21 protein-coding genes and 1 riboswitch are annotated in these 17915 nt (G+C 71.3%); of the genes, 9 read left to right on the top strand and 12 right to left on the bottom strand.

All coding sequences use genetic code 11. The features are described from left to right. Positions 1-35: 35 nt before the first annotated feature. The 8 genes from ACIHIX_RS27230 to ACIHIX_RS27195 form a co-directional block, all read right to left on the bottom strand. On the bottom strand, positions 36-1637 hold the full coding sequence (locus ACIHIX_RS27230; RefSeq protein WP_399960518.1) for an alpha/beta hydrolase: 1602 nt from the start codon (positions 1635-1637) through the stop codon (positions 36-38). Positions 1638-1752: 115 nt separating this feature from the next. Next, entirely contained in the window at positions 1753-2508 is a 756-nt protein-coding gene (locus ACIHIX_RS27225) for an urease accessory protein UreD (RefSeq protein WP_399960516.1), read from the bottom strand. Then, positions 2505-3182 carry an urease accessory protein UreG gene (gene ureG / locus ACIHIX_RS27220; RefSeq protein ID WP_399960515.1) on the bottom strand — a complete coding sequence of 226 codons (678 nt, stop codon included), beginning with the start codon at positions 3180-3182 and terminating at the stop codon, positions 2505-2507. Before ureG ends, ACIHIX_RS27225 begins: the two co-directional genes overlap by 4 nt. Positions 3183-3275: 93 nt before the next feature. Continuing rightward, a complete protein-coding gene (locus tag ACIHIX_RS27215) occupies positions 3276-3950 on the bottom strand; it encodes an urease accessory protein UreF (protein ID WP_399960513.1) in 675 nt (224 codons plus the stop codon). Then, positions 3950-5671: an urease subunit alpha gene (locus ACIHIX_RS27210; protein ID WP_399960511.1), complete on the bottom strand. Its 1722-nt coding sequence runs from the start codon at positions 5669-5671 to the stop codon at positions 3950-3952. The genes ACIHIX_RS27215 and ACIHIX_RS27210 overlap by 1 nt, the downstream gene beginning before the upstream one ends. After that, positions 5664-5975: an urease subunit beta gene (locus ACIHIX_RS27205; RefSeq protein WP_399960509.1), complete on the bottom strand. Its 312-nt coding sequence runs from the start codon at positions 5973-5975 to the stop codon at positions 5664-5666. Before ACIHIX_RS27205 ends, ACIHIX_RS27210 begins: the two co-directional genes overlap by 8 nt. Before the next feature lie 11 nt (positions 5976-5986). Further along, positions 5987-6289 carry an urease subunit gamma gene (locus ACIHIX_RS27200; protein WP_010355509.1) on the bottom strand — a complete coding sequence of 101 codons (303 nt, stop codon included), beginning with the start codon at positions 6287-6289 and terminating at the stop codon, positions 5987-5989. Between the two features lie 111 nt (positions 6290-6400). Then, entirely contained in the window at positions 6401-7084 is a 684-nt protein-coding gene (locus tag ACIHIX_RS27195) for a TetR/AcrR family transcriptional regulator (RefSeq protein WP_399960507.1), read from the bottom strand. Between the two features lie 117 nt (positions 7085-7201). Here ACIHIX_RS27195 and ACIHIX_RS27190 point away from each other — a divergent pair, with 117 nt between their 5' ends. Then, complete coding sequence (locus ACIHIX_RS27190) at positions 7202-8215, top strand: ABC transporter permease (RefSeq protein WP_399960505.1); 1014 nt, start codon at positions 7202-7204, stop codon at positions 8213-8215. Positions 8216-8296: 81 nt separating this feature from the next. On the opposite strand, the gene ACIHIX_RS27185 is transcribed toward ACIHIX_RS27190, so the two are convergent. After that, a complete protein-coding gene (locus ACIHIX_RS27185; RefSeq protein WP_399960504.1) occupies positions 8297-8584 on the bottom strand; it encodes a type II toxin-antitoxin system Phd/YefM family antitoxin in 288 nt (95 codons plus the stop codon). A 62-nt stretch (positions 8585-8646) separates the two neighbouring features. Between ACIHIX_RS27185 and ACIHIX_RS27180 the strand changes: the two genes are divergently transcribed. From ACIHIX_RS27180 to ACIHIX_RS27170, 3 genes are all read left to right on the top strand, one after another. Continuing rightward, positions 8647-9282 (top strand): ATP-dependent Clp protease proteolytic subunit, encoded by a 636-nt coding sequence (locus ACIHIX_RS27180; protein WP_399960502.1) that lies wholly within the window; start codon positions 8647-8649, stop codon positions 9280-9282. A 7-nt stretch (positions 9283-9289) separates the two neighbouring features. After that, positions 9290-9598, top strand: a complete 309-nt coding sequence (locus tag ACIHIX_RS27175; RefSeq protein WP_399960500.1) for a hypothetical protein — start codon at positions 9290-9292, stop codon at positions 9596-9598. Positions 9599-9934: 336 nt separating this feature from the next. Continuing rightward, a riboswitch (cyclic di-AMP (ydaO/yuaA leader) is annotated at positions 9935-10155 on the top strand. Between the two features lie 3 nt (positions 10156-10158). Continuing rightward, the gene (locus tag ACIHIX_RS27170; protein WP_399960499.1) at positions 10159-10632 is read left to right on the top strand and encodes a C40 family peptidase; all 474 of its coding nucleotides are present in this window, start codon (positions 10159-10161) and stop codon (positions 10630-10632) included. Positions 10633-10707: 75 nt separating this feature from the next. Here the strand turns inward: ACIHIX_RS27170 and ACIHIX_RS27165 are convergent, their stop codons facing one another. Next, entirely contained in the window at positions 10708-11331 is a 624-nt protein-coding gene (locus ACIHIX_RS27165) for a LysE family translocator (RefSeq protein WP_399960497.1), read from the bottom strand. A gap of 88 nt (positions 11332-11419) precedes the next feature. Between ACIHIX_RS27165 and ACIHIX_RS27160 the strand changes: the two genes are divergently transcribed. Next, positions 11420-12340 carry a LysR family transcriptional regulator gene (locus tag ACIHIX_RS27160; protein WP_399960495.1) on the top strand — a complete coding sequence of 307 codons (921 nt, stop codon included), beginning with the start codon at positions 11420-11422 and terminating at the stop codon, positions 12338-12340. Here ACIHIX_RS27160 and ACIHIX_RS27155 read toward each other — a convergent pair. After that, on the bottom strand, positions 12337-12795 hold the full coding sequence (locus ACIHIX_RS27155) for an ATP-binding protein (protein WP_399960493.1): 459 nt from the start codon (positions 12793-12795) through the stop codon (positions 12337-12339). The genes ACIHIX_RS27160 and ACIHIX_RS27155 overlap by 4 nt on opposite strands. A 212-nt stretch (positions 12796-13007) precedes the next feature. Here ACIHIX_RS27155 and ACIHIX_RS27150 point away from each other — a divergent pair, with 212 nt between their 5' ends. Both ACIHIX_RS27150 and ACIHIX_RS27145 read left to right on the top strand, forming a co-directional pair. Continuing rightward, on the top strand, positions 13008-13889 hold the full coding sequence (locus ACIHIX_RS27150) for a helix-turn-helix domain-containing protein (RefSeq protein ID WP_399960491.1): 882 nt from the start codon (positions 13008-13010) through the stop codon (positions 13887-13889). 9 nt (positions 13890-13898) lie between these two features. Further along, on the top strand, positions 13899-14120 hold the full coding sequence (locus ACIHIX_RS27145) for a DUF397 domain-containing protein (protein WP_329341743.1): 222 nt from the start codon (positions 13899-13901) through the stop codon (positions 14118-14120). Between the two features lie 35 nt (positions 14121-14155). Here ACIHIX_RS27145 and ACIHIX_RS27140 read toward each other — a convergent pair whose 3' ends face one another. Then, the gene (locus tag ACIHIX_RS27140; RefSeq protein ID WP_399960489.1) at positions 14156-15283 is read right to left on the bottom strand and encodes an 8-amino-7-oxononanoate synthase; all 1128 of its coding nucleotides are present in this window, start codon (positions 15281-15283) and stop codon (positions 14156-14158) included. 147 nt (positions 15284-15430) lie between these two features. On the opposite strand from ACIHIX_RS27140, the gene bioB reads away from it, so the two are divergent. Together bioB and ACIHIX_RS27130 are read left to right on the top strand one after the other, a co-directional pair. Then, positions 15431-16648 carry a biotin synthase BioB gene (gene bioB, locus ACIHIX_RS27135; protein ID WP_399960487.1) on the top strand — a complete coding sequence of 406 codons (1218 nt, stop codon included), beginning with the start codon at positions 15431-15433 and terminating at the stop codon, positions 16646-16648. Beyond that, the gene (locus ACIHIX_RS27130; protein WP_399960486.1) at positions 16641-17915 is read left to right on the top strand and encodes an adenosylmethionine--8-amino-7-oxononanoate transaminase; all 1275 of its coding nucleotides are present in this window, start codon (positions 16641-16643) and stop codon (positions 17913-17915) included. Before bioB ends, ACIHIX_RS27130 begins: the two co-directional genes overlap by 8 nt.

Genomic DNA, 17915 nt, shown 5'->3' with positions numbered 1-17915 from the left:
CTGCGGGCCGCCCCTTCGGTGTTACGGCTTCGGTGTTACGGCTTCGGCGTGGCGTGCGGACCGCACGTCACGTCGGCCGCGTCCAGCTTGCCGCTGAGCAGGTAGGCGTCCACCCGCTCGTTGATGCACGGGTTGACCAGGCTGGTCACACCGTGCGAGCCCGCGTCCTTCTCGGTGATCAGGCGGGAGCCCTTGAACCGCTTGTGCAGTTCGACCGCGCCCTCGTACGGGGTGGCGGCGTCACGCTCGGACTGGACGATCAGCACACCGGGCAGGCCCTTGCCGGTCTTCACGTCCACCGGGGTCTGCTGCTTCACCGGCCAGGTCGCGCACGGCAGGTTCATCCAGGCGTTGGCCCAGGTCAGGAAGGGGTAGTCCGTGTGGAGCCGGGTGTTGTCCCGGTCCCACTTCTTCCAGCTGGTGGGCCACTTGGCGTCGGTGCACTCGACGGCCGTGTAGACGGCGTTGCCGTTCTCCGAGGAGATGTTGCCCGCGATGTCGGTCATGTCGGGGGCTGCCGCGTCGACGACCGCCTGGGTGTCACCGGCGAAGTACTTGCTGAGCACGGTCGCCGTGGAGACCCACGCGGAGTCGTAGTACGGAGCGCTCTGGAAGAAGCCGATCAGCTCGGCCGGACCGACCACGCCACCGATGGGGTTCTTCTTCGCGGTGGCCCTCAACTCCAGGTACTTCGCCTGGACTTCGGCGCGGGTGGTACCGAGGTGGAAGGCGGCGTCGTTGGCGGCGACCCAGTCCTGCCAGTCGTTCCAGCGCTTCTCGAAGGCGACGTCCTGGTCGAGGTTGGCCTCGTACCAGATCTTCTCCCGCGACGGGTTGACGACACTGTCGACGACCATCCGGCGGACATGGCTCGGGAAGAGCGTGCCGTAGACGGCGCCGAAGTAGGTGCCGTAGGAGACGCCGAGGAAGTTGAGCTTCTTCTCGCCGAGCGCGGCCCGGATGACGTCCAGGTCACGTGCGCTGTTCGGCGTGGTCATGTGCGGCAGCATCTCGCCGCTGCGCTTGTAGCAGCCCTCGGCGTACTCGCGGGCCAGCTTGCGCTGGGCGAGCTTGTCGGCCTCGGAGTCCGGCACCGGGTCCATCTTGGGCGCCTTCACGAACTCCTGCGGGTCGATGCAGGAGATGGGCGCGGAGTGGCCGACGCCCCGCGGGTCGAAGCCCACGAAGTCGTACGCCTTCGACGTGTTGACCCACACCGGCGCCTTGGTCGTGACACGGCGCGGGAAGCGCAGGCCCGAGCCGCCCGGCCCGCCGGGGTTGTAGACGAGCGCGCCCTGGCGCTCGGCCGGCGTCCCGGTGTTGCCGATACGGTCGACGGCGATCTTGATCTGCTTGCCGTTGGGCTTGGCGTAGTCGAGCGGCACGGTGACCCAGCCGCACTGGATGGGCTTCTCCAGCCCCCAGTCGGCGGGACAGTCCTGCCAGGCGATGCCGGCCTTCTCGGCCCGGGCGGCGGCGACGGCGGCGCCGCGGGCCTCACGGTCCTGGCCGTGCCGTGCGCCCGCGCTCGCGTTCGCGGTGGGCGCGGCCACGGCCCCGGCTATCAGGGTCGCAGTGACGAGCACTCCGGCGGAGCCGAACGCCGCGACCCGCCCTGTCGGTCTGTGGTGCTTCAAGTGCGACCTCCCCGTACGTCATTGATGAGTACGGGGATCCTCTCGGCTGTGGGTTCCCTGAGAACAGGGGTGGTGACCCTTCTTTGCCAATCCGATAAACGGAGAGGGCCGTTCGCTAGCCGAGCGAGGTCAGGGCCTCGTCCAGCAACCTTCTCAGCCGCAGCGCGTCGGGCGCCATGGCGCTCACCAGCACGGCGGGCCCGGCGAGCGGCATGACCACGGCGCCGTCGCCAAGCACCCGCGCGGCCATCGGTTCGACAGCGAACTCCGGTCGTACGAGGACGAGTTGACCTACGGCACGATGTCCCGCCAGCACGGCCGGACCGTCCCACCCGCCCGGCGCCCCTGGCCCGCAGGCCAGCTCCTGGTCGAGGACGGTACGCCCGCCGACCCGCAGCACCAGACGGCTGGTCAGCCGCCCGGGCTCCTCGGCGGCCCGTCCCAGCACCTGCTCCTCGCGCAGCACGAGCCGACCGTACGCACCGACGTCGACGCGTGTCGAGACGTACAGTTCACTGCCGTTCGCGGAGATCAGCTGTTCCGGCAGCCAGCGCAGTTCGGCGCCGTCGGCGACGGTGAGCCGGACGTCGTACCGCGCCTCCGTCTTGGCCTGGCCCGGCAGGGCGATGGTGGCGGCGGCCGACCCGACGTGCAGCCGGGCTCCCTCCTCCGCCTCGGCCTCGACGGTGAAGTGGTCGCCGCCGAGCGGCCCGCTCATCGCGCCGACGAGCATGACCCGCGCCTCGGCACCGCTCCCCCGCGTCCGGCGCAGCGCCAGCGGCCCGTCGCCCTCCAGCACGGGGAGCGAGGTGCCGCCACGCCCGTCGTCGCGGGCGAGGATCCGCGCGGTCGCCTGGACCCCGGCGCTCATGCCGTCCACGCGGCGAGCTGCGCCCGCACCCACGCGGCGACGTCGCCCACTCCGGCCTCGCTCCGCAACGACTGGAACACAACCGGCAGTTCGGCCCGCTGCGCCTTGGCATCGGCCGCCATCCGCGCGAGGTCGGAGCCGACGTACGGTGCGAGGTCCGTCTTGTTGACGATGAGGAGGTCGGCGGTGGTGACGCCGGGGCCGCCCTTGCGCGGGATGTCATCGCCACCGGCGACATCGATCACGAAGATCTGGGCGTCGACGAGCCCCTTGGAGAAGGTCGCGGTGAGGTTGTCGCCACCGCTCTCGACGAGCACGAGATCCAGCGGACCGACCTCGTCCTCCAGGTCCTCGACGGCTTCGAGGTTGGCGGAGATGTCGTCGCGGATCGCGGTGTGCGGGCAGGCCCCCGTCTCCACGGCGGTGATCCGCTCGGGCGGCAGCACGGCCTCGCGCAGCAGGAACTCGGCGTCCTCGCGGGTGTAGATGTCGTTGGTGACGACGGCGAGGGACAGTTCGTCGCGCAGGGCGCGGCAGAGTGCGGCGACGGTGGCGGTCTTGCCGGAGCCGACGGGGCCGCCGAGGCCGATGCGGAGCGCTCTGCGGGAGCCGTCGGGGCGGTGTGCGTCCGCGCTGATGGCGGAGGGGGCGTCGTGGTCGTGGTCGAGGTGCATGTGCGGCTCCTGGTCGGTGTCGGGTGCGGGTGGGTGGGGGCTGGTCGCGCAGTTCCCCGCGCCCCTGAAAGACGGGGGGTGATCCGAGCGCCCTTATGAAGCGAACAGCCTTACCGGCCATGCCGCATGCAGTTCCGCGGCGATCTCCAGCAGCGGGGCGGAAGCTGCGGGCAAGGCGTCCAGGCCCTCGACCCGCACCCTGCGCCCGGCTTCCACCGCCTGGGCCGCTACGCGATCCAGTTCCGGTGCCAACCGGGCCAGCACCCCCGTCGCGTCGAACGGATCAAGGCTCAGCAACCGCACCGTCGCCGAAGCCGGGCCACTCACGCTCTCGTACGCCGCGCAGTACGCGGCGTCGACGGCGTCGAGCCCGGCCGCCCTGGCCGTGACCCCCAACACCACCGGCTGATGGGCGCCCTTGGGAAACTCCCGTGCGAGCGCGTCGAGTTCACGGGACGGCCAGGTCGCCCGGGCCGCCCGCATCAGCTGGCGCCCCAGCCTTCGCGCGGCGATCCGCAACGCGGGTGACGGTGTGCGCGCGTCCGCCGCCTCGTCCAACTCCACGGGATTCACGCCGAGTACGGCGGACGCGGCCAGCGACGCCGACACCAGCCCCGCCGTGTGCAACCGTCCCCGGCAGAACTCCTCCAGGCTCGAAGCCCCGTTGATCCGCCCGGACTTGACGGCCGCCTCGGCCCCGCCGGAGTGCGCGTGCCCTCCGGCGGGAAAGCGGCCGTCGGCCAGGACCAGAAGTGCGGCCCTGGACATCAGAACAGGAAGTAACGCTGAGCCAGCGGCAGTTCGGCCGCCGGAGTCGCCTCGACCAGCTCCCCGTCGATGTGCACCGCGAAGCTGTCGGGATCGACCTGCACCCGGGGACGCGCGTCGTTCTCCCGCATGTCCGCCTTGGTCACCCCACGCGTGGACTCGATGCCGACGAAGCGCTTGCCCAACTGGAGCCGCTCCGGAAGGCCGTCCTCGATCGCCAGCGGCGCCACGAAGTTGAACGAGTTGTTCGCGGGCGCTCGCCCGATCGCGCCGTACATCGGACGCGGCAGGATGGGCTGCGGGGTCGGGATCGACGCGTTGGCGTCGCCCATCTGCGCGTAGGCGATCTGGCCGCCCTTGACGACGAGATGCGGCTTGACGCCGAAGAACGCCGGCTCCCAGAGCACGAGGTCGGCGAGCTTGCCGGTCTCCACGGAGCCGACCTCCCGCGCGAGGCCCTGCGCGATCGCCGGGTTGATCGTGTACTTGGCCACGTACCGCCGCACGCGGTGGTTGTCGGCCCGGCCGTCCCCGGGCAGCGCGCCCCGCTTCCGCTTCATCACGTGCGCGGTCTGCCAGGTCCGCATGATGACCTCGCCGACCCGTCCCATGGCCTGGGCGTCGGACGAGATGATCGAGATCGCGCCGAGGTCGTGGAGGATGTCCTCCGCGCCGATCGTCGTCGGCCGGATCCGGGACTCGGCGAAGGCGAGGTCCTCCGGCACCGCCGGGTTGAGGTGGTGGCAGACCATCAGCATGTCGAGGTGTTCCTCGGCGGTGTTGACGGTGAAGGGCCGGGTCGGGTTGGTCGAGCTGGGCAGCACGTGCGGCTCGGAGACCACGGTCATGATGTCCGGCGCGTGCCCGCCGCCGGCGCCCTCGGTGTGGTACGCGTGGATACCGCGTCCGGCGATCGCGGCGAGGGTGTCACCGACGAACCCGGCCTCGTTCAACGTGTCGGTGTGGATGGCGACCTGGATGCCGGTCTGCTCCGCCACCGTCAGCGAGGCGTCGATGACCGCGGGCGTCGAGCCCCAGTCCTCGTGGAGCTTCAACCCCAGTGCCCCGCCCCGGATCTGGGACAGCATCGCCTCGTGCGAGACGGTGTTGCCCTTGCCGAGGAAGCCGATGTTGAGCGGGTACTGCTCCATCGCCTCCAGCATCCGGGCGAGGTGCCACGGACCGGGCGTCACGGTCGTGGCCTTGGAGCCCTCGGCCGGACCGGTACCGCCGCCGACCAGGGTCGTCACACCGGCGGCGAGCGCCTCGTCGGCGATCTGCGGGCAGATGAAGTGGACGTGCGCGTCGACCGCGCCGGCCGTCAGGATGCGTCCGTTGCCCGCGATGATCTCGGTCTCGGGACCGAGGACCAGGTCGGGGTGGACGCCGTCCATGGTGTCGGGGTTGCCGGCCTTGCCGATGGCGGTGATCCGGCCGTCGCGGATACCGACGTCGGCCTTGACGATCCCCCAGTGGTCGACGATCACCGCGCCGGTGATGACGGTGTCCGGGGTGCCGTCTGCGCGCGTAGCGCGCGCCTGGCCCATGGACTCGCGGATCACCTTGCCGCCGCCGAACACGGCCTCGTCACCGGCGAGTCCGGGACCGCCGGAGCGGTCCTCCTCGATCTCGACGATCAGGTCGGTGTCGGCGAGCCGGATGCGGTCACCGGTCGTGGGGCCGAAGAGGTCGGCGTACGCGGCACGCGAGATCTCAGGCATCGAGGGCACCTCCGGTCTCCCCGCGCAGCCCGGGCACGATCCGGGCGCCGGCCAGCGGGACGAGTTCGACGTCGACGGGAATGCCGGGCTCGAAGCGCACGGCGGTGCCGGCTGCGACGTTCAGCCGCTTGCCGCGCGCTGCCGCGCGGTCGAAGTCCAGGCCCGGGTTGGCCTCGGCGAAGTGGTAGTGGGAGCCGACCTGGACGGGCCGGTCGGCGGCGTTGAGGACGGTCAGCCGGGTGACCTCACGGCCCTCGTTGTAGACGATCGGGTCCTCGGCGAAGAGGATCTCTCCGGGAATCACGGCGGCCCCCGTCAGACGATCGGGTCGTGGACGGTGACGAGCTTGGTGCCGTCCGGGAAGGTGGCCTCGACCTGGACGTCGTGGATCATCTCGGGGATGCCCTCCATGACGTCGTCGCGGGTGAGCAGCTTGCGCCCGGAGGCCATGAGTTCGGCGACCGTACGGCCGTCACGCGCGCCTTCGAGGATGTGCGACGTGATGAGGGCGACGGCCTCGGGGTGGTTCAGCTTGAGTCCGCGGGCCCGGCGCTTCTCGGCGACGTCGGCCGCCACATGGATCAGCAGCCTCTCTTGCTCGTGCGGGGTCAGTTGCACGTCCCACCTCACAGTCCTCGCTCCGGACCGTGCGGGGCCCGGTTGCCTCAGCCGCCGGGCAAAGTCCCTGGTGGCGTGCCGGAAGGCTAGTTGGACCGGGTTTCAGGCAAGTTAACCGAGCGGTGGTCCATCGGTCGCGTCGCGGGGGTCGCCGGTCGCGTCGCGGGGGTCGCCGCCCGGGAGGTCCCGCACGCTCATCAACGCCCGCAGTCCGTCCCGGAGGATGTCGCTCGGGGCCGGTCCGAAGAGCGCCTGCTGGGCGATGAAGCCCATCGCCGCGGCCATCATCGTGCGGGCCACGTCGTCCGGGGGGACGTCCGAGCGCATCATCCCCGCGTCCTGGTAGGCCTCGACGATCCGCCCCCAGGCCGCGCGCACGGCACCGTAGCCGTCCCGCAGGATGGTCGCGAGCTCGTCGTTGCGGAGGGTCTCCGTCCATACCTGGACGACCAGCCGCGGGAACGCGGGCCGCCCGTCCACGGTCACCGACTCCTTGGTGGCGAGGACCCGGCCGAGCACCGAGGCCACCAGGAGGTCCGGCGGCGGGGGCGGGCTGCTGCGGGCCGCCTCCTCGAAGCCGTCGCGGACCTGGCCGAGCACCTCCTCGACGATCGCGGCGATGAGCACGTCCTTGCCGCTGAAGTAGCGGTACACGGCCCCGGCCGACAGATCGACCTCCTTCAGCACGTCCTGCATCGACGTGGCGTGGAAGCCGCCCCGCGCGAAGCAGACCGCGGCGCCGTCGAGGATCTGCCGACGGCGGGCGTCCAGGTGTTCCTGGGATACACGGGCCATGGTCACCAATCTAAAACGAACGTTCCTTCTTGACAAGGTCGACCGTCGGCGGGACGGTGGGGAAGAAATAAAACGAACGATCATTCTCTTTGAGAGTCCAGTACGGGAGGGACCCCCATGTCCACCGCCTCCGCTACGGCGCCCACCGACGGCCCCCGCCGACTGATCGCGGTCATCGTCCTCGTACCGCTGATCGCGGCGCTCGCCCTGTGGGCCTTCGCCTGGCCCGCCGCCCGCACCGCACCGCGCGACCTGCCGCTCGGCGTGGCCGGCCCCGCGTCCGCCACCGCCCAGGTGGAGGAACGACTGGCCGCACACAAGGGCGCGTTCGAGATCCACCACTACGCGGACGAGGCCGCCGCCCGGGACGCGATCGAGGACCGGACCGTCTACGGGGCGGTCGTCGTCACCCCCGGGGGACCCGGGCTGCTGACCGCGTCGGCCGCGAGCCCGGTGGTGGCGCAGCTGCTCCAGCAGGCCGTGGCGGCACCGGCGGCGGCCGAGGGCGCCCAGGTCAGGACGGTGGACGTGGTGGCGGCGCCCTCGAAGGACCCGCGAGGCGCGGCCCTCAACGCGAGCGTGCTGCCGCTGGCCCTGGCGGGGATCGCCGCGGGCGCGGTGGTGACGTTGAGCGGGCTGCGCGGGACGCGTGCCGTGGTCGGTCTGGTCGGCGCCTCGGCCCTGGTGGGCCTGGCCGCCGCCGGGATCGCAGACAGCTGGCTCGGCGTGCTGACCGGCAACTGGTGGGCGGAAGCCGGAGTGTTCGGGCTGGCGGCGCTGGCCGTGAGCGGTGCCGTCGCCGGCCTCGCCGCCCTTCTGGGCACCGCCGGGATCGGGATCGCCTCCGGCGTGATCATGCTGCTCGGCAACCCGTTCTCGGGAGCCGCCTCGGCTCCTGAGATGCTCCCCGCACCGGCCGGCGTGATCGGCCAGTGGCTGCCGCCGGGCGCGAGCGCGACCCTGCTGCGGTCGGTGGCGTACTTCGACGGCGCGGCGGCGACCGGGCCGGCCCTGACCCTGACCTGGTGGGCCGCGCTGGGCCTGGGCGCCGTACTGCTGGGCAACGCGCTCAGGACGCGCAGGAGGAGTGCCGCGCCCACGGTGGAAAGGGAGTTGGTTCCGACCGGCTGACCCGGGGCACCCCGGAACGGACCGCGCACCTCCGCTGTAGCGGACGGAGGTGTGCGGTCTTTTTACGACCGCCTCCTCGCCCTACGAAGCGCCGGTGCCCTGATGACGGGCCGCGATGCCGAACCGCTGCGGCTCACGCGGCGCCGAGGCGATCTCGCGCACCGTCGACACCGCGCTGATCACCTGCTCCTCGGCGGACTCCGGGAGGTCCTGGAGCGCCTCCAGCCGTTCGAGGTCGGCGGCGGAGACCAGGGCGACCAACGGCTTGCCGTGCCGCGTGACGACGACGCGCTCACCGCCGTACACCACTCGGTTGATCAGGTCGGCGAGCTCAGCCCTGGCTTGCGTCACCGGAATCTCGTAGGCCATACCCCCATCATAACGTCACGTACGTCCTGTACATTTTTTACAGACGCAGAAGGAGGGGACCCATGACCCGACCTACCGCCCGCCACGTCCTGCCCGAGTTCACCGAGCGCACGAGCTTCGGCAGCAGGACGAGGGACCCGTACTCGAAGCTGCTGGAGGAGCGGATCGTCTTCCTCGGCACGCGGATCGACGCCACCTCGGCCAACGACGTGATGGCGCAGCTCATGCACCTCGAGTACCAGAACCCCGACCGGGACATCTCGCTGTACGTCAACTCCCCCGGCGGCTCCTTCAGCGCCATGTCGGCGATCTACGACACGATGCGGTACGTCTCCTGCGACGTGGAGACGATCTGCCTGGGACAGGCCGGGTCGTCCGCGACCGTGCTGCTGGCGGCAGGGACCCCGGGCAAGCGGTCCGCGCTGCCGGGTGCGCGGATGATGCTCCACCAGCCCTCCCTGTCCGAGCCGGTGGCGGGGCAGGCCGGCGATCTGGCCATCCAGGCCGAGGAGTTGGGGCGCGTCCGCGACCGGCTGGAGGAGATGCTCGTACGCCACACCGGGCGGACGCGGGAGCAAGTCACCGAGGACATCGAGCGGGACAAGATCCTCACCGCCCAAGAGGCCCTGGAACACGGCCTGGTGGATCGGATCGTCCCCGGCCGCCGGGCGTCGCGCCCCTCGTCCGACACCCGGTGAGCGGGCGATGCTCCCACCCGAACTGCCTCCGCTGCCCGCGCTGACGCGCGCCGAGGGCGAGTTGATCGACCGTTATCTCGACGTGGTCGATCTGCTCGGCCGGATCAACCCCGCGCACCCCGGGGACACCTACCGCGGGCTGCGGGCCGCCCAGGCGTTGGTCGCCAAGGCGGCCGAGCTGCGCGACGCGCTGGCGACGATGCACCAGCGGGGCGAGGCCGAACTGCACGCGGCGACCCTGACCCGGGCGCTGCGCGTCCTGGACGGGGAGCGGCGCACGGCGCGGGTCATGGTGCCGCCGCACTCCGACAGTTGACGCACCGGCACCGGTCCGGACCGGATGTCGCGACACGAGGCGTCCGGACCGGCCTTCAAACGCACCAAAAGACGTACCCCCATATGGCGTAGCCAGCAGTAGTTTTGCGGGCCCGTCAGGCTTGCGCAACGCGCGTAGCCCAGGGCCGGAATGAGGTGTTCCGTCGCTGGTCCGAGGCTCCTCGGGCCCCTCGACGGTCGCTCGAACAGAGGAGTGTCCACCCGAACGGGTGAGTGGTGAGTAACAACACAAATCCCCGATTCCATTGGGTTTTTCGGCATTGAGTGCGTGAAGATCCCTGTCTGACGACAAGCCCCCGCCGCAGCGGCGGGGCGGTCCGGGCGGACGCCGAGTCCTGCCGCCGCCCGGATGACCGGTCGACAGGAGTGGATCGGCAGGAGTGGAGGACCCAGGCAAGACGGGTCGCCGGGAAGGTCGCTCCCTTCGGGGAGACCGGTCCGAGCAGCCCTTGGGGTGAAGCCGCGACAACGCGGCCGGGCAACTTCGCCAGCCCGAATCCGACAGGTCATCCTTCACAGGCGGCTGACGAAGGGTTGCGCATGTCTGCGCTCAATCGTGTCCCGTCGCTGATGGCCCGAGCCGGTACGGCCTCGGCCCTCACCATCGCCGCAGTGGGCGGCTCCATCGTGATCCCGGGCGTCGCCTCCGACGCGGAGGCCGCGACACCGGCGACGAAGGCACTTCAGGTGGCGGCCTCCAAGAAGGGCTCGCCCTACAAGTGGGGCGCCACGGGACCGCACAGGTTCGACTGCTCAGGGCTCACGCTGTACTCGTACAAGAAGGCGGGCAAGACCCTGCCCCGCACGGCGGCCCAGCAGTACAACAAGACCCGCCACATCTCTTCCGGCAGCCGCAAGGCCGGAGACCTCGTGTTCTTCCACTCGGGGTCGAACGTGTACCACGTCGGCATCTACGCCGGGAAGGGAAAGATCTGGCACTCCCCGAAGAGCGGGGAGGTCGTGAAGCTCGAGAAGATCTGGTCGAGCAGCGTCTGGTACGGCCGGGTCAAGTAGCTCCCCGCCGAGCGGACCGGTGACTCTCCCGTGGGGGTGACGGCCACCTGACCGGCCGTCACCCCCGCGGGGCTCTCAGCCGAGGCCCGCCAGCGGTTCCAGCAGCAGCACGACGCCCAGCACGCTCAGCGCGGCCCCCGTGCCCCCCGCGACGAGCCGTGCGGCCCGCGGGCGCCGCAGCCACCGGCCCAGCCGGTCCACCAGCAGCGCCACCGCCGGGAACCACACCAGGGCGAGCACGACCACGATCAGCGCCAGCAGCAGCGTGCGGGGCAGCACGGGCCGGCCCGCCGGCACGAACTGCGGCAACAGGCTCAGGAAGGTGATGGGCGCCTTCGGGTTCAGGGCATTGGTGACGAACCCCTGCCACACCGGCCGCACGCCGCCGCCCCCGGACTCCTCGACCGCGCCGTACGGACGGCTCAGCGAGCGCAGCGTCCGTACGCCGAGGTAGAGCACATAGGCGCCGCCCAGCAGTTGGAGCGCACGGAACAGCGCCGGTACGGCCGCCAGGACCGCGGCGACCCCGGCCACCGCGAGCGCCGTGTGCAGCAGCAGCCCGCCCGCGACGCCGAGGGCACTCGCGACACCGGCCCGGCGCGAGACCAGGGCATTGCGTACGACGACCGTGAAGTCGGCGCCGGGCATGGCGACCATGCCGGCGGCGACCCCGGTGAAGGCGATGAGCTGTCCGTCCATGCCGTCCAGCGTGCCGTGCCGGAGCCTTCAGCAGGTATGTCGAATATTCTGGGTCCGCCTTAAGCATCCCTTTAGCCTGGGGGCCCGTATGTACGATCCGAACCGCCTCGCCGCCCTGGTCGCGGTCGCCGAGGCCGGCTCGATCACCCGGGCGGCCGAGCGCCTCGGGTACACCACCCCCGCGCTCTCGCAGCAACTGGCCAAACTGGAGCGGGAGGCGGGCACGGCGCTTCTCGTACGGCATCACCGCGGCGCGCGGCTCACGGGCGCCGGCGAGCTGCTCGCGGCGCGGGCGCGCCGGGTGTTGGACGAGCTGGAGCAGGCCCGGCATGAACTGGCCCGGCTGACCGGGCTGTCCGGCGGCACGCTGCGGCTCGGTACCTTCCAGACCGCGGGCATCCATCTGCTGCCGTCCGTGCTGAGCGCGTTCCGCCGGGCGCATCCGGACGTGGAGCTGACGGTCGCCCACCTCGAACCGCCGGCCGGGGTGGAGGCGGTGGCCGCCGGTGACGTGGACCTGGCGCTGACGCACTCCTACGAACCCGCGGACCCGGTGCAGCTCCCCGCGTCCGTCAGCGCGGAGCCGGTCCTGGTGGAGGAACTGGTGCTGGTGACCGCCCCGGGGCACGTCCTCACGAGCGACACCTCGCGGCTGCCTCTCACCGCACTCGCCGGGCAGCCGCTGATCAGCATGGCCCCTGACCATCCCGCCCGGCGCGGCGTGGAGGCGCTCCTCGCCCGGGCCGGGGCCACGCCGTCCGTCCTGGTGGCGACTCCGGTGTACGCGCTGGTGTGCGCGCTGGTCAGTGCGGGGCTCGGGATCGCGGTGGTCCCGGAGATGGTGGCGCGGACGGCGGTCACTCCGGTGGGGACCCGGCCGCTGGGGACGGGGGAACTGCGCCGTACGATCTCGGTCGCCCACCGGGCCGACGGAACGGCCCCTGCGGCGGACGCCTTCCGGGCACTGCTCCGCGGCGCCTTCGGCCGCGCGAGACAGGCCGGTGTCTAGGGTTCCTGCTGTCCCGCCGCCGACACCGGCTCGGCCGGTACCGTCCACGGGAGTTCGATGGAGACGGTCTTGCCGCCCTCGCGGGTCGGCCGGACTCTGAGCTTGCCGCCGTGCTCCGCGGTGAGCCAGCGGATGATCACCATGCCGCGGCCGTTGTCCTGCTGGACGGCGGCCGGCAGCCGCTTCGGGAAGCGGGGGTGGCTGTCGGTGACCCCGATGCGCAGATGTTCGTCACGGTCGAGGTGGAGGTCCACCGTGAAGGTGGGTGACTGCCCGAAAGTGTGCTGTACGGCGTTGGTGGCGAGTTCGGAGACGATCAGCCGGATCGTCTCCGCCGCTTCGGTGTCCGCCGGCAGCCCCCATTCCGCCAGGGTGCTCAGGACATAGGCGCGGGCCGCGGAGACCGAGGCGGGATCGCTCGGCAGAGTGACGGATGCTTCCAGATGGTCTGCCATGGCGACGTCGTCCCTTTCCCACGGGACCGCAGCCCGACACGGAGCGGATGGTTCGAGTACGGTCCCGGACTGGTGCTTCTTCGCCAGACTGCCATTACCAGGCCGGTCACGGTGCCGATCCACCAAGATATGCATATATCTGTCGCTCGAAGCGGTGAACTCTCCGACGGAAGACCGTATTTGGGCGGCCCGGAAGGAGTAAGGAGTAGCCCATGCAGCACGGTCCCGCGGTACGCCGCCGGAAACTGGGCGCCGAACTGCGTGCGTTGCGCACCGGTGCGGGGCTCACCAGTGGTGAGGCGGCCCGGCTGGTGGGCTGGCACCAGTCCAAGGTGAGCCGGATCGAGACCGGCGCGAGCGGCGTGAAACCGGCCGATGTGCGGTTACTCCTGGACGCCTACGAGGTGCACGACGGCCAACTGCGGGAGTTGCTCCTGGTGTTGGCGGGCTCCGACGAGGCCGGGGCGGGACGCCATCACTGGTGGCACGCCTATCGCGGGGTGCTGCCGCCGACGTACCGGGACTTCATCAGCCTGGAGTCGCAGGCGAGCGCGATGCGTACGCTCGAGATCTCCGTCGTGCCGGGGCTCCTGCAGACGCCCGAGTACGCCCGTGCGGTCACCCGGGCCGCGGTCGGCGGCCTCGACGGCCTCGACGGCGAGCGGGACGAACGGCTCGACGCGCTGGTCGAGGTACGGCTGGCCCGGCAGGACGTGTTACGGGCCGACCCCCCGCTGGAACTGGCCGCGGTGCTCGACGAGGGAGTGCTGCGCCGGGAGATCGGCGGCCCCGAGGTGATGGCCCGGCAGCTGCGGCGGCTCATCGAGGCGGCCCGGCTTCCCCAAGTCAGGCTTCAGGTGCTGCCCTTCGCCGCGGGAGCACACATCGGCATCACCGGCCCTTTCGTTATCTTCTCTTTTTCGCGCACTTCTGATCTGGACGTGGTTGTTCTCGACCACTTGACGAGTAGCCTCTACCTGGAGCGGAAAGAAGACCTCCGGGCCTACACCGAGGCCTTCAACACCCTTCAGATCCACGCCCTTTCGCCCGAGGACTCGTTGGATTACATCGCCGGGATAGGTGACGGCGCGTAAGGAGGCACCATGTCTGCACTGCCTCGGAACGTACCTACCAGTACCGATCTGCACGACGTGCACTGGCTGCGCAGCAGCTACAGCACGGGAGCGAACAACTGTGTGGAGACCGCCCGGCCCGGGCCCGGCCCGCAGGCCGGACTCGTCGCCGTACGCGATTCGAAGGACCCGTCCGGACCCGCGCTGCTCTTCTCCCCCGAGAGCTGGGCGGGCTTCACGGCCGCGTTCTGATCAGTTCTGTCCGCACACGGCCGTGTCACGCCGACTCATGGTCGTGTCTCACCGATCACATGTACAGCGCGTTCGATCTGCGCCTCGGAGAGGTCCGCGCGGGCGGTCAACCGCAGCCGTGAGATGCCGTCGGGCACGGAAGGAGGACGGAAACAGCCCACGGACAGGCCTGCCGTACGGCAGTCGGCCGCCCACTGCACGGCCTCCTCCGGGGACGGCGCGCGCACGGAGACCACCGCGGCGTCCGGACGTACCGCCTCGTGCCCCGCGGCGGTCAGCCGTGCGTGCAGTTCGGCGGCCACCTCACGCGCCCGGGCCGCCCGCTCCGGCTCGCGGCGCAGCAGGCGCAGCGCCGACAGGGCGGCTCCGGCCGCCGCGGGGGCGAGGCCCGTGTCGAAGATGAACGTGCGTGCCGCGTTGACCAGGTGGTCGATCACCCGGGCCGGGCCGAGGACGGCGCCGCCCTGGCTGCCCAGCGACTTGGACAGCGTGACCGTCACGACGACGTCGTCGGCGCCCGCGAGCCCCGCCGCGTGCGGGGCGCCCCGGCCGCCGTCGCCGAGCACGCCCAGGCCGTGGGCGTCGTCGACCACCAGACCCGCGCCGTGCTCCCGGCACGCCTCGGCGAGCACGGCCAGCGGAGCGGCGTCGCCGTCGACGGAGAACACCGTGTCGGAGACGACGACGGCCGGCCCGTCATACGTCTGGAGCGCCTTGCGCACGGAGTCCGGATCGGCGTGCCCGACCACCTGGGTGGTGCCGCGGGCCAGCCGGCAGCCGTCGATCAGGGACGCGTGGTTCCCGGCGTCGGAGACGATCAGCGAGCCGTGCGGGGCGAGTGCGGTGACCGCGGCGAGATTGGCCGCGTAACCGGAGGAGAAGACGAGAGCCGCTTCAGAACCGCTGAATTCGGCCAGCTCGCGTTCGAGCTCGGTGTGCAGCTCGGTCGTGCCGGTGACGAGCCGCGAGCCGGTGGCCCCGCCGCCCCAGGTCCGCGCGGCCCGCGCGGCGCCCTCCACCACGTCGGGATGGTGGGCCAGACCCAGGTAGTCGTTGCTCGCGAGGTCCAGGAGCGGGGAGTCGGCGGGGCGCGGGCGCAGGGTCCGTACGAGTCCGGCGCGGCGGCGCAGCCGCGCCTGCTCGTCGATCCAGCCGAACGCCATGGGTCCTCCGGGGGTTTTGTAGGCAGCGAACAGACACTAGTGGGACAAGCAGCCGCCCACTGTGTGGCAATACCCACACAGTGAATGGCCGCTGTTGTACGAACTCTCCTTGGCCGGAGACGGCTCCTTAGGACAGGATCAGCTTTCATGGACCTGCTGAACACGCTGGTGGACAAGGGGCTTCGGCGCGAGCTGCCGACCCGCGAGGAGGCGCTCGCCGTCCTCGCCACTTCCGACGACGACCTGCTCGACGTGGTGGCCGCGGCCGGAAAGGTGCGCCGGCACTGGTTCGGCCGACGGGTGAAACTGAACTACCTCGTCAACCTCAAGTCCGGCTTGTGCCCCGAGGACTGCTCCTACTGCTCGCAGCGGCTGGGCTCCGAGGCCGGGATCCTGAAGTACACCTGGCTCAAGCCCGACGAGGCCTCCAAGGCCGCCGCCGCGGGTCTCGCCGGTGGCGCGAAGCGGGTCTGCCTGGTGGCCTCCGGACGCGGTCCGACGGACCGGGACGTGGACCGGGTCGCGGGCACCATCAAGGCGATCAAGGACCGGCACGAGAACGTCGAGGTCTGCGCCTGTCTGGGGCTGCTCTCCGACGGCCAGGCCGAGCGGCTGCGCGAGGCGGGCGCGGACGCCTACAACCACAACCTCAACACGTCCGAGGCGACGTACGGGGACATCACGACGACGCACACCTACGCCGACCGCGTCGACACCGTGCAGAAGGCGCACGCGGCGGGTCTGTCGGCCTGCTCGGGTCTGATCGCGGGCATGGGCGAGTCGGACGAGGACCTGATCGACGTCGTCTTCTCGCTGCGCGAGCTGGACCCGGACTCGGTTCCGGTCAACTTCCTGATCCCCTTCGAGGGCACCCCGCTGGCCAAGGAGTGGAACCTCACCCCGCAGCGCTGTCTGCGCATCCTGGCGATGGTCCGGTTCGTCTGCCCCGACGTCGAGGTGCGTATCGCGGGCGGCCGTGAGGTCCATCTGCGCACGATGCAGCCGCTCGCCCTGAACCTCGCCAACTCGATCTTCCTCGGCGACTACCTGACCTCCGAGGGCCAGGCGGGCAAGGCCGACCTCGACATGATCGCGGACGCCGGCTTCGAGGTGGAGGGCGCGGGCGAGGTCACGCTGCCGCAGCACCGGGCGGACGTGGCCGCCGCGGCTGCCGGCGGCGGGTGCGGGTCGCACGAGAGCGCCGGCGGGTGCGGGTCGCACGAGGGCACCGGGTGCGGGACCGGCTGTGGTTCCGTGTGCGGTTCCCATGAGGCCGCCGCCGCGCCCGAGGCCAACGAGCCGCGCACCGACCTGGTCGCCGTACGCCGTCGTGGGGCCGGAACGGATCTCGCGCCCAATGCCTGACCTGCCCGTGTCCGAGCTGCTGGAGCTCGACCGGCGGCATGTGTGGCATCCGTACGGCCCGATGCCCGGCCGGGTGGACCCGCTCGTCGTGGAGTCGGCGAGCGGGGTGCGCCTGCGCACGTCCGCCGGGGAACTGGTCGACGGCATGTCGTCCTGGTGGTCGGCCATCCACGGCTACAACCACCCGGTCCTCAACGAGGCCGCCACCACACAGCTCGGCCGGATGAGCCATGTGATGTTCGGCGGGCTCACGCACGAGCCCGCCGTCCGCCTCGCGAAGCACCTTGTCGACATGTCGCCCGAGGGTCTGGAACATGTCTTCCTGGCCGACTCCGGGTCGGTGTCGGTCGAGGTCTCGGCGAAGATGTGTCTTCAGTACTGGCGTTCGCTGGGCCGCCCGGGCAAGCAGCGGCTGCTGACCTGGCGGGGCGGCTACCACGGGGACACCTGGCAGCCGATGTCGGTGTGCGACCCCGACGGCGGCATGCACGACCTGTGGACCGGCGTACTGCCGCGCCAGATCTTCGCGGACGCGCCGCCGACGGAGTACGAGGAGTCGTACGCCGACCAGCTGCGCGCGCTGGTCGAGCGGCACGCCGACGAACTGGCCGCGGTGATCGTGGAGCCGGTGGTGCAGGGCGCGGGCGGGATGCGGTTCCACTCCCCCGCGTATCTGCGGGTGCTGCGCGAGGCCTGCGACGCGCACGACGTGCTGCTGGTGTTCGACGAGATCGCGACCGGCTTCGGTCGCACCGGCGCCCTGTTCGCGGCGCAGCACGCGGCGGTGACGCCGGACGTGATGTGTGTGGGCAAGGCGCTGACCGGCGGCTATATGACGATGGCGGCCACCCTGTGCACGGCACGCGTGGCCGACGGGATCTCGCGGGGCGAGGTCCCGGTGCTGGCGCACGGCCCGACGTTCATGGGCAACCCGCTCGCCGCCGCCGTGGCCTGCGCCTCGATCGAGCTGCTGCTGGGCCAGGACTGGCAGGCCGAGGTGAAGCGGATCGAGGCGGGGCTGACGGAGGGGCTGGCGCCGGCGCGTGACCTGCCGGGCGTCCGGGACGTCCGCGTCCTCGGGGCGATCGGAGTGGTCCAGCTGGATCACGAGGTGGACATGAAGGCGGCCACGGAGGCGGCGGTGCGCGAGGGTGTGTGGCTGCGGCCGTTCCGCGACCTCGTCTACACGATGCCGCCGTACGTCACGGGTGACACGGACGTGGCACGGATCGCGCGTGCCGTGTGCGCGGCGGCGGGAGAGGGTTGA

The sequence above is a fragment of the Streptomyces sp. NPDC051913 genome (assembly GCF_044593635.1).
Taxonomy (GTDB): Bacteria; Actinomycetota; Actinomycetes; order Streptomycetales; family Streptomycetaceae; genus Streptomyces.
Note: the sequence above shows the minus strand (reverse complement) of the source record. Positions and strands in the feature narration are given on the sequence as shown.

Coding starts and splice junctions, on each gene's coding strand:
- ureG (WP_399960515.1), bottom strand. CDS start 3,182: ATGCACCTCGACCACGACCACGACGCCCCCTCCGCCATCAGCGCGGAC.
- bioB (WP_399960487.1), top strand. CDS start 15,431: ATGGACCTGCTGAACACGCTGGTGGACAAGGGGCTTCGGCGCGAGCTG.
- ACIHIX_RS27170 (WP_399960499.1), top strand. CDS start 10,159: ATGTCTGCGCTCAATCGTGTCCCGTCGCTGATGGCCCGAGCCGGTACG.
- ACIHIX_RS27145 (WP_329341743.1), top strand. CDS start 13,899: ATGTCTGCACTGCCTCGGAACGTACCTACCAGTACCGATCTGCACGAC.
- ACIHIX_RS27140 (WP_399960489.1), bottom strand. CDS start 15,283: ATGGCGTTCGGCTGGATCGACGAGCAGGCGCGGCTGCGCCGCCGCGCC.
- ACIHIX_RS27215 (WP_399960513.1), bottom strand. CDS start 3,950: ATGTCCAGGGCCGCACTTCTGGTCCTGGCCGACGGCCGCTTTCCCGCC.
- ACIHIX_RS27160 (WP_399960495.1), top strand. CDS start 11,420: ATGTACGATCCGAACCGCCTCGCCGCCCTGGTCGCGGTCGCCGAGGCC.
- ACIHIX_RS27225 (WP_399960516.1), bottom strand. CDS start 2,508: ATGAGCGCCGGGGTCCAGGCGACCGCGCGGATCCTCGCCCGCGACGAC.
- ACIHIX_RS27210 (WP_399960511.1), bottom strand. CDS start 5,671: ATGCCTGAGATCTCGCGTGCCGCGTACGCCGACCTCTTCGGCCCCACG.
- ACIHIX_RS27165 (WP_399960497.1), bottom strand. CDS start 11,331: ATGGACGGACAGCTCATCGCCTTCACCGGGGTCGCCGCCGGCATGGTC.
- ACIHIX_RS27130 (WP_399960486.1), top strand. CDS start 16,641: ATGCCTGACCTGCCCGTGTCCGAGCTGCTGGAGCTCGACCGGCGGCAT.
- ACIHIX_RS27150 (WP_399960491.1), top strand. CDS start 13,008: ATGCAGCACGGTCCCGCGGTACGCCGCCGGAAACTGGGCGCCGAACTG.
- ACIHIX_RS27155 (WP_399960493.1), bottom strand. CDS start 12,795: ATGGCAGACCATCTGGAAGCATCCGTCACTCTGCCGAGCGATCCCGCC.
- ACIHIX_RS27185 (WP_399960504.1), bottom strand. CDS start 8,584: ATGGCCTACGAGATTCCGGTGACGCAAGCCAGGGCTGAGCTCGCCGAC.
- ACIHIX_RS27190 (WP_399960505.1), top strand. CDS start 7,202: ATGTCCACCGCCTCCGCTACGGCGCCCACCGACGGCCCCCGCCGACTG.
- ACIHIX_RS27195 (WP_399960507.1), bottom strand. CDS start 7,084: ATGGCCCGTGTATCCCAGGAACACCTGGACGCCCGCCGTCGGCAGATC.
- ACIHIX_RS27175 (WP_399960500.1), top strand. CDS start 9,290: ATGCTCCCACCCGAACTGCCTCCGCTGCCCGCGCTGACGCGCGCCGAG.
- ACIHIX_RS27180 (WP_399960502.1), top strand. CDS start 8,647: ATGACCCGACCTACCGCCCGCCACGTCCTGCCCGAGTTCACCGAGCGC.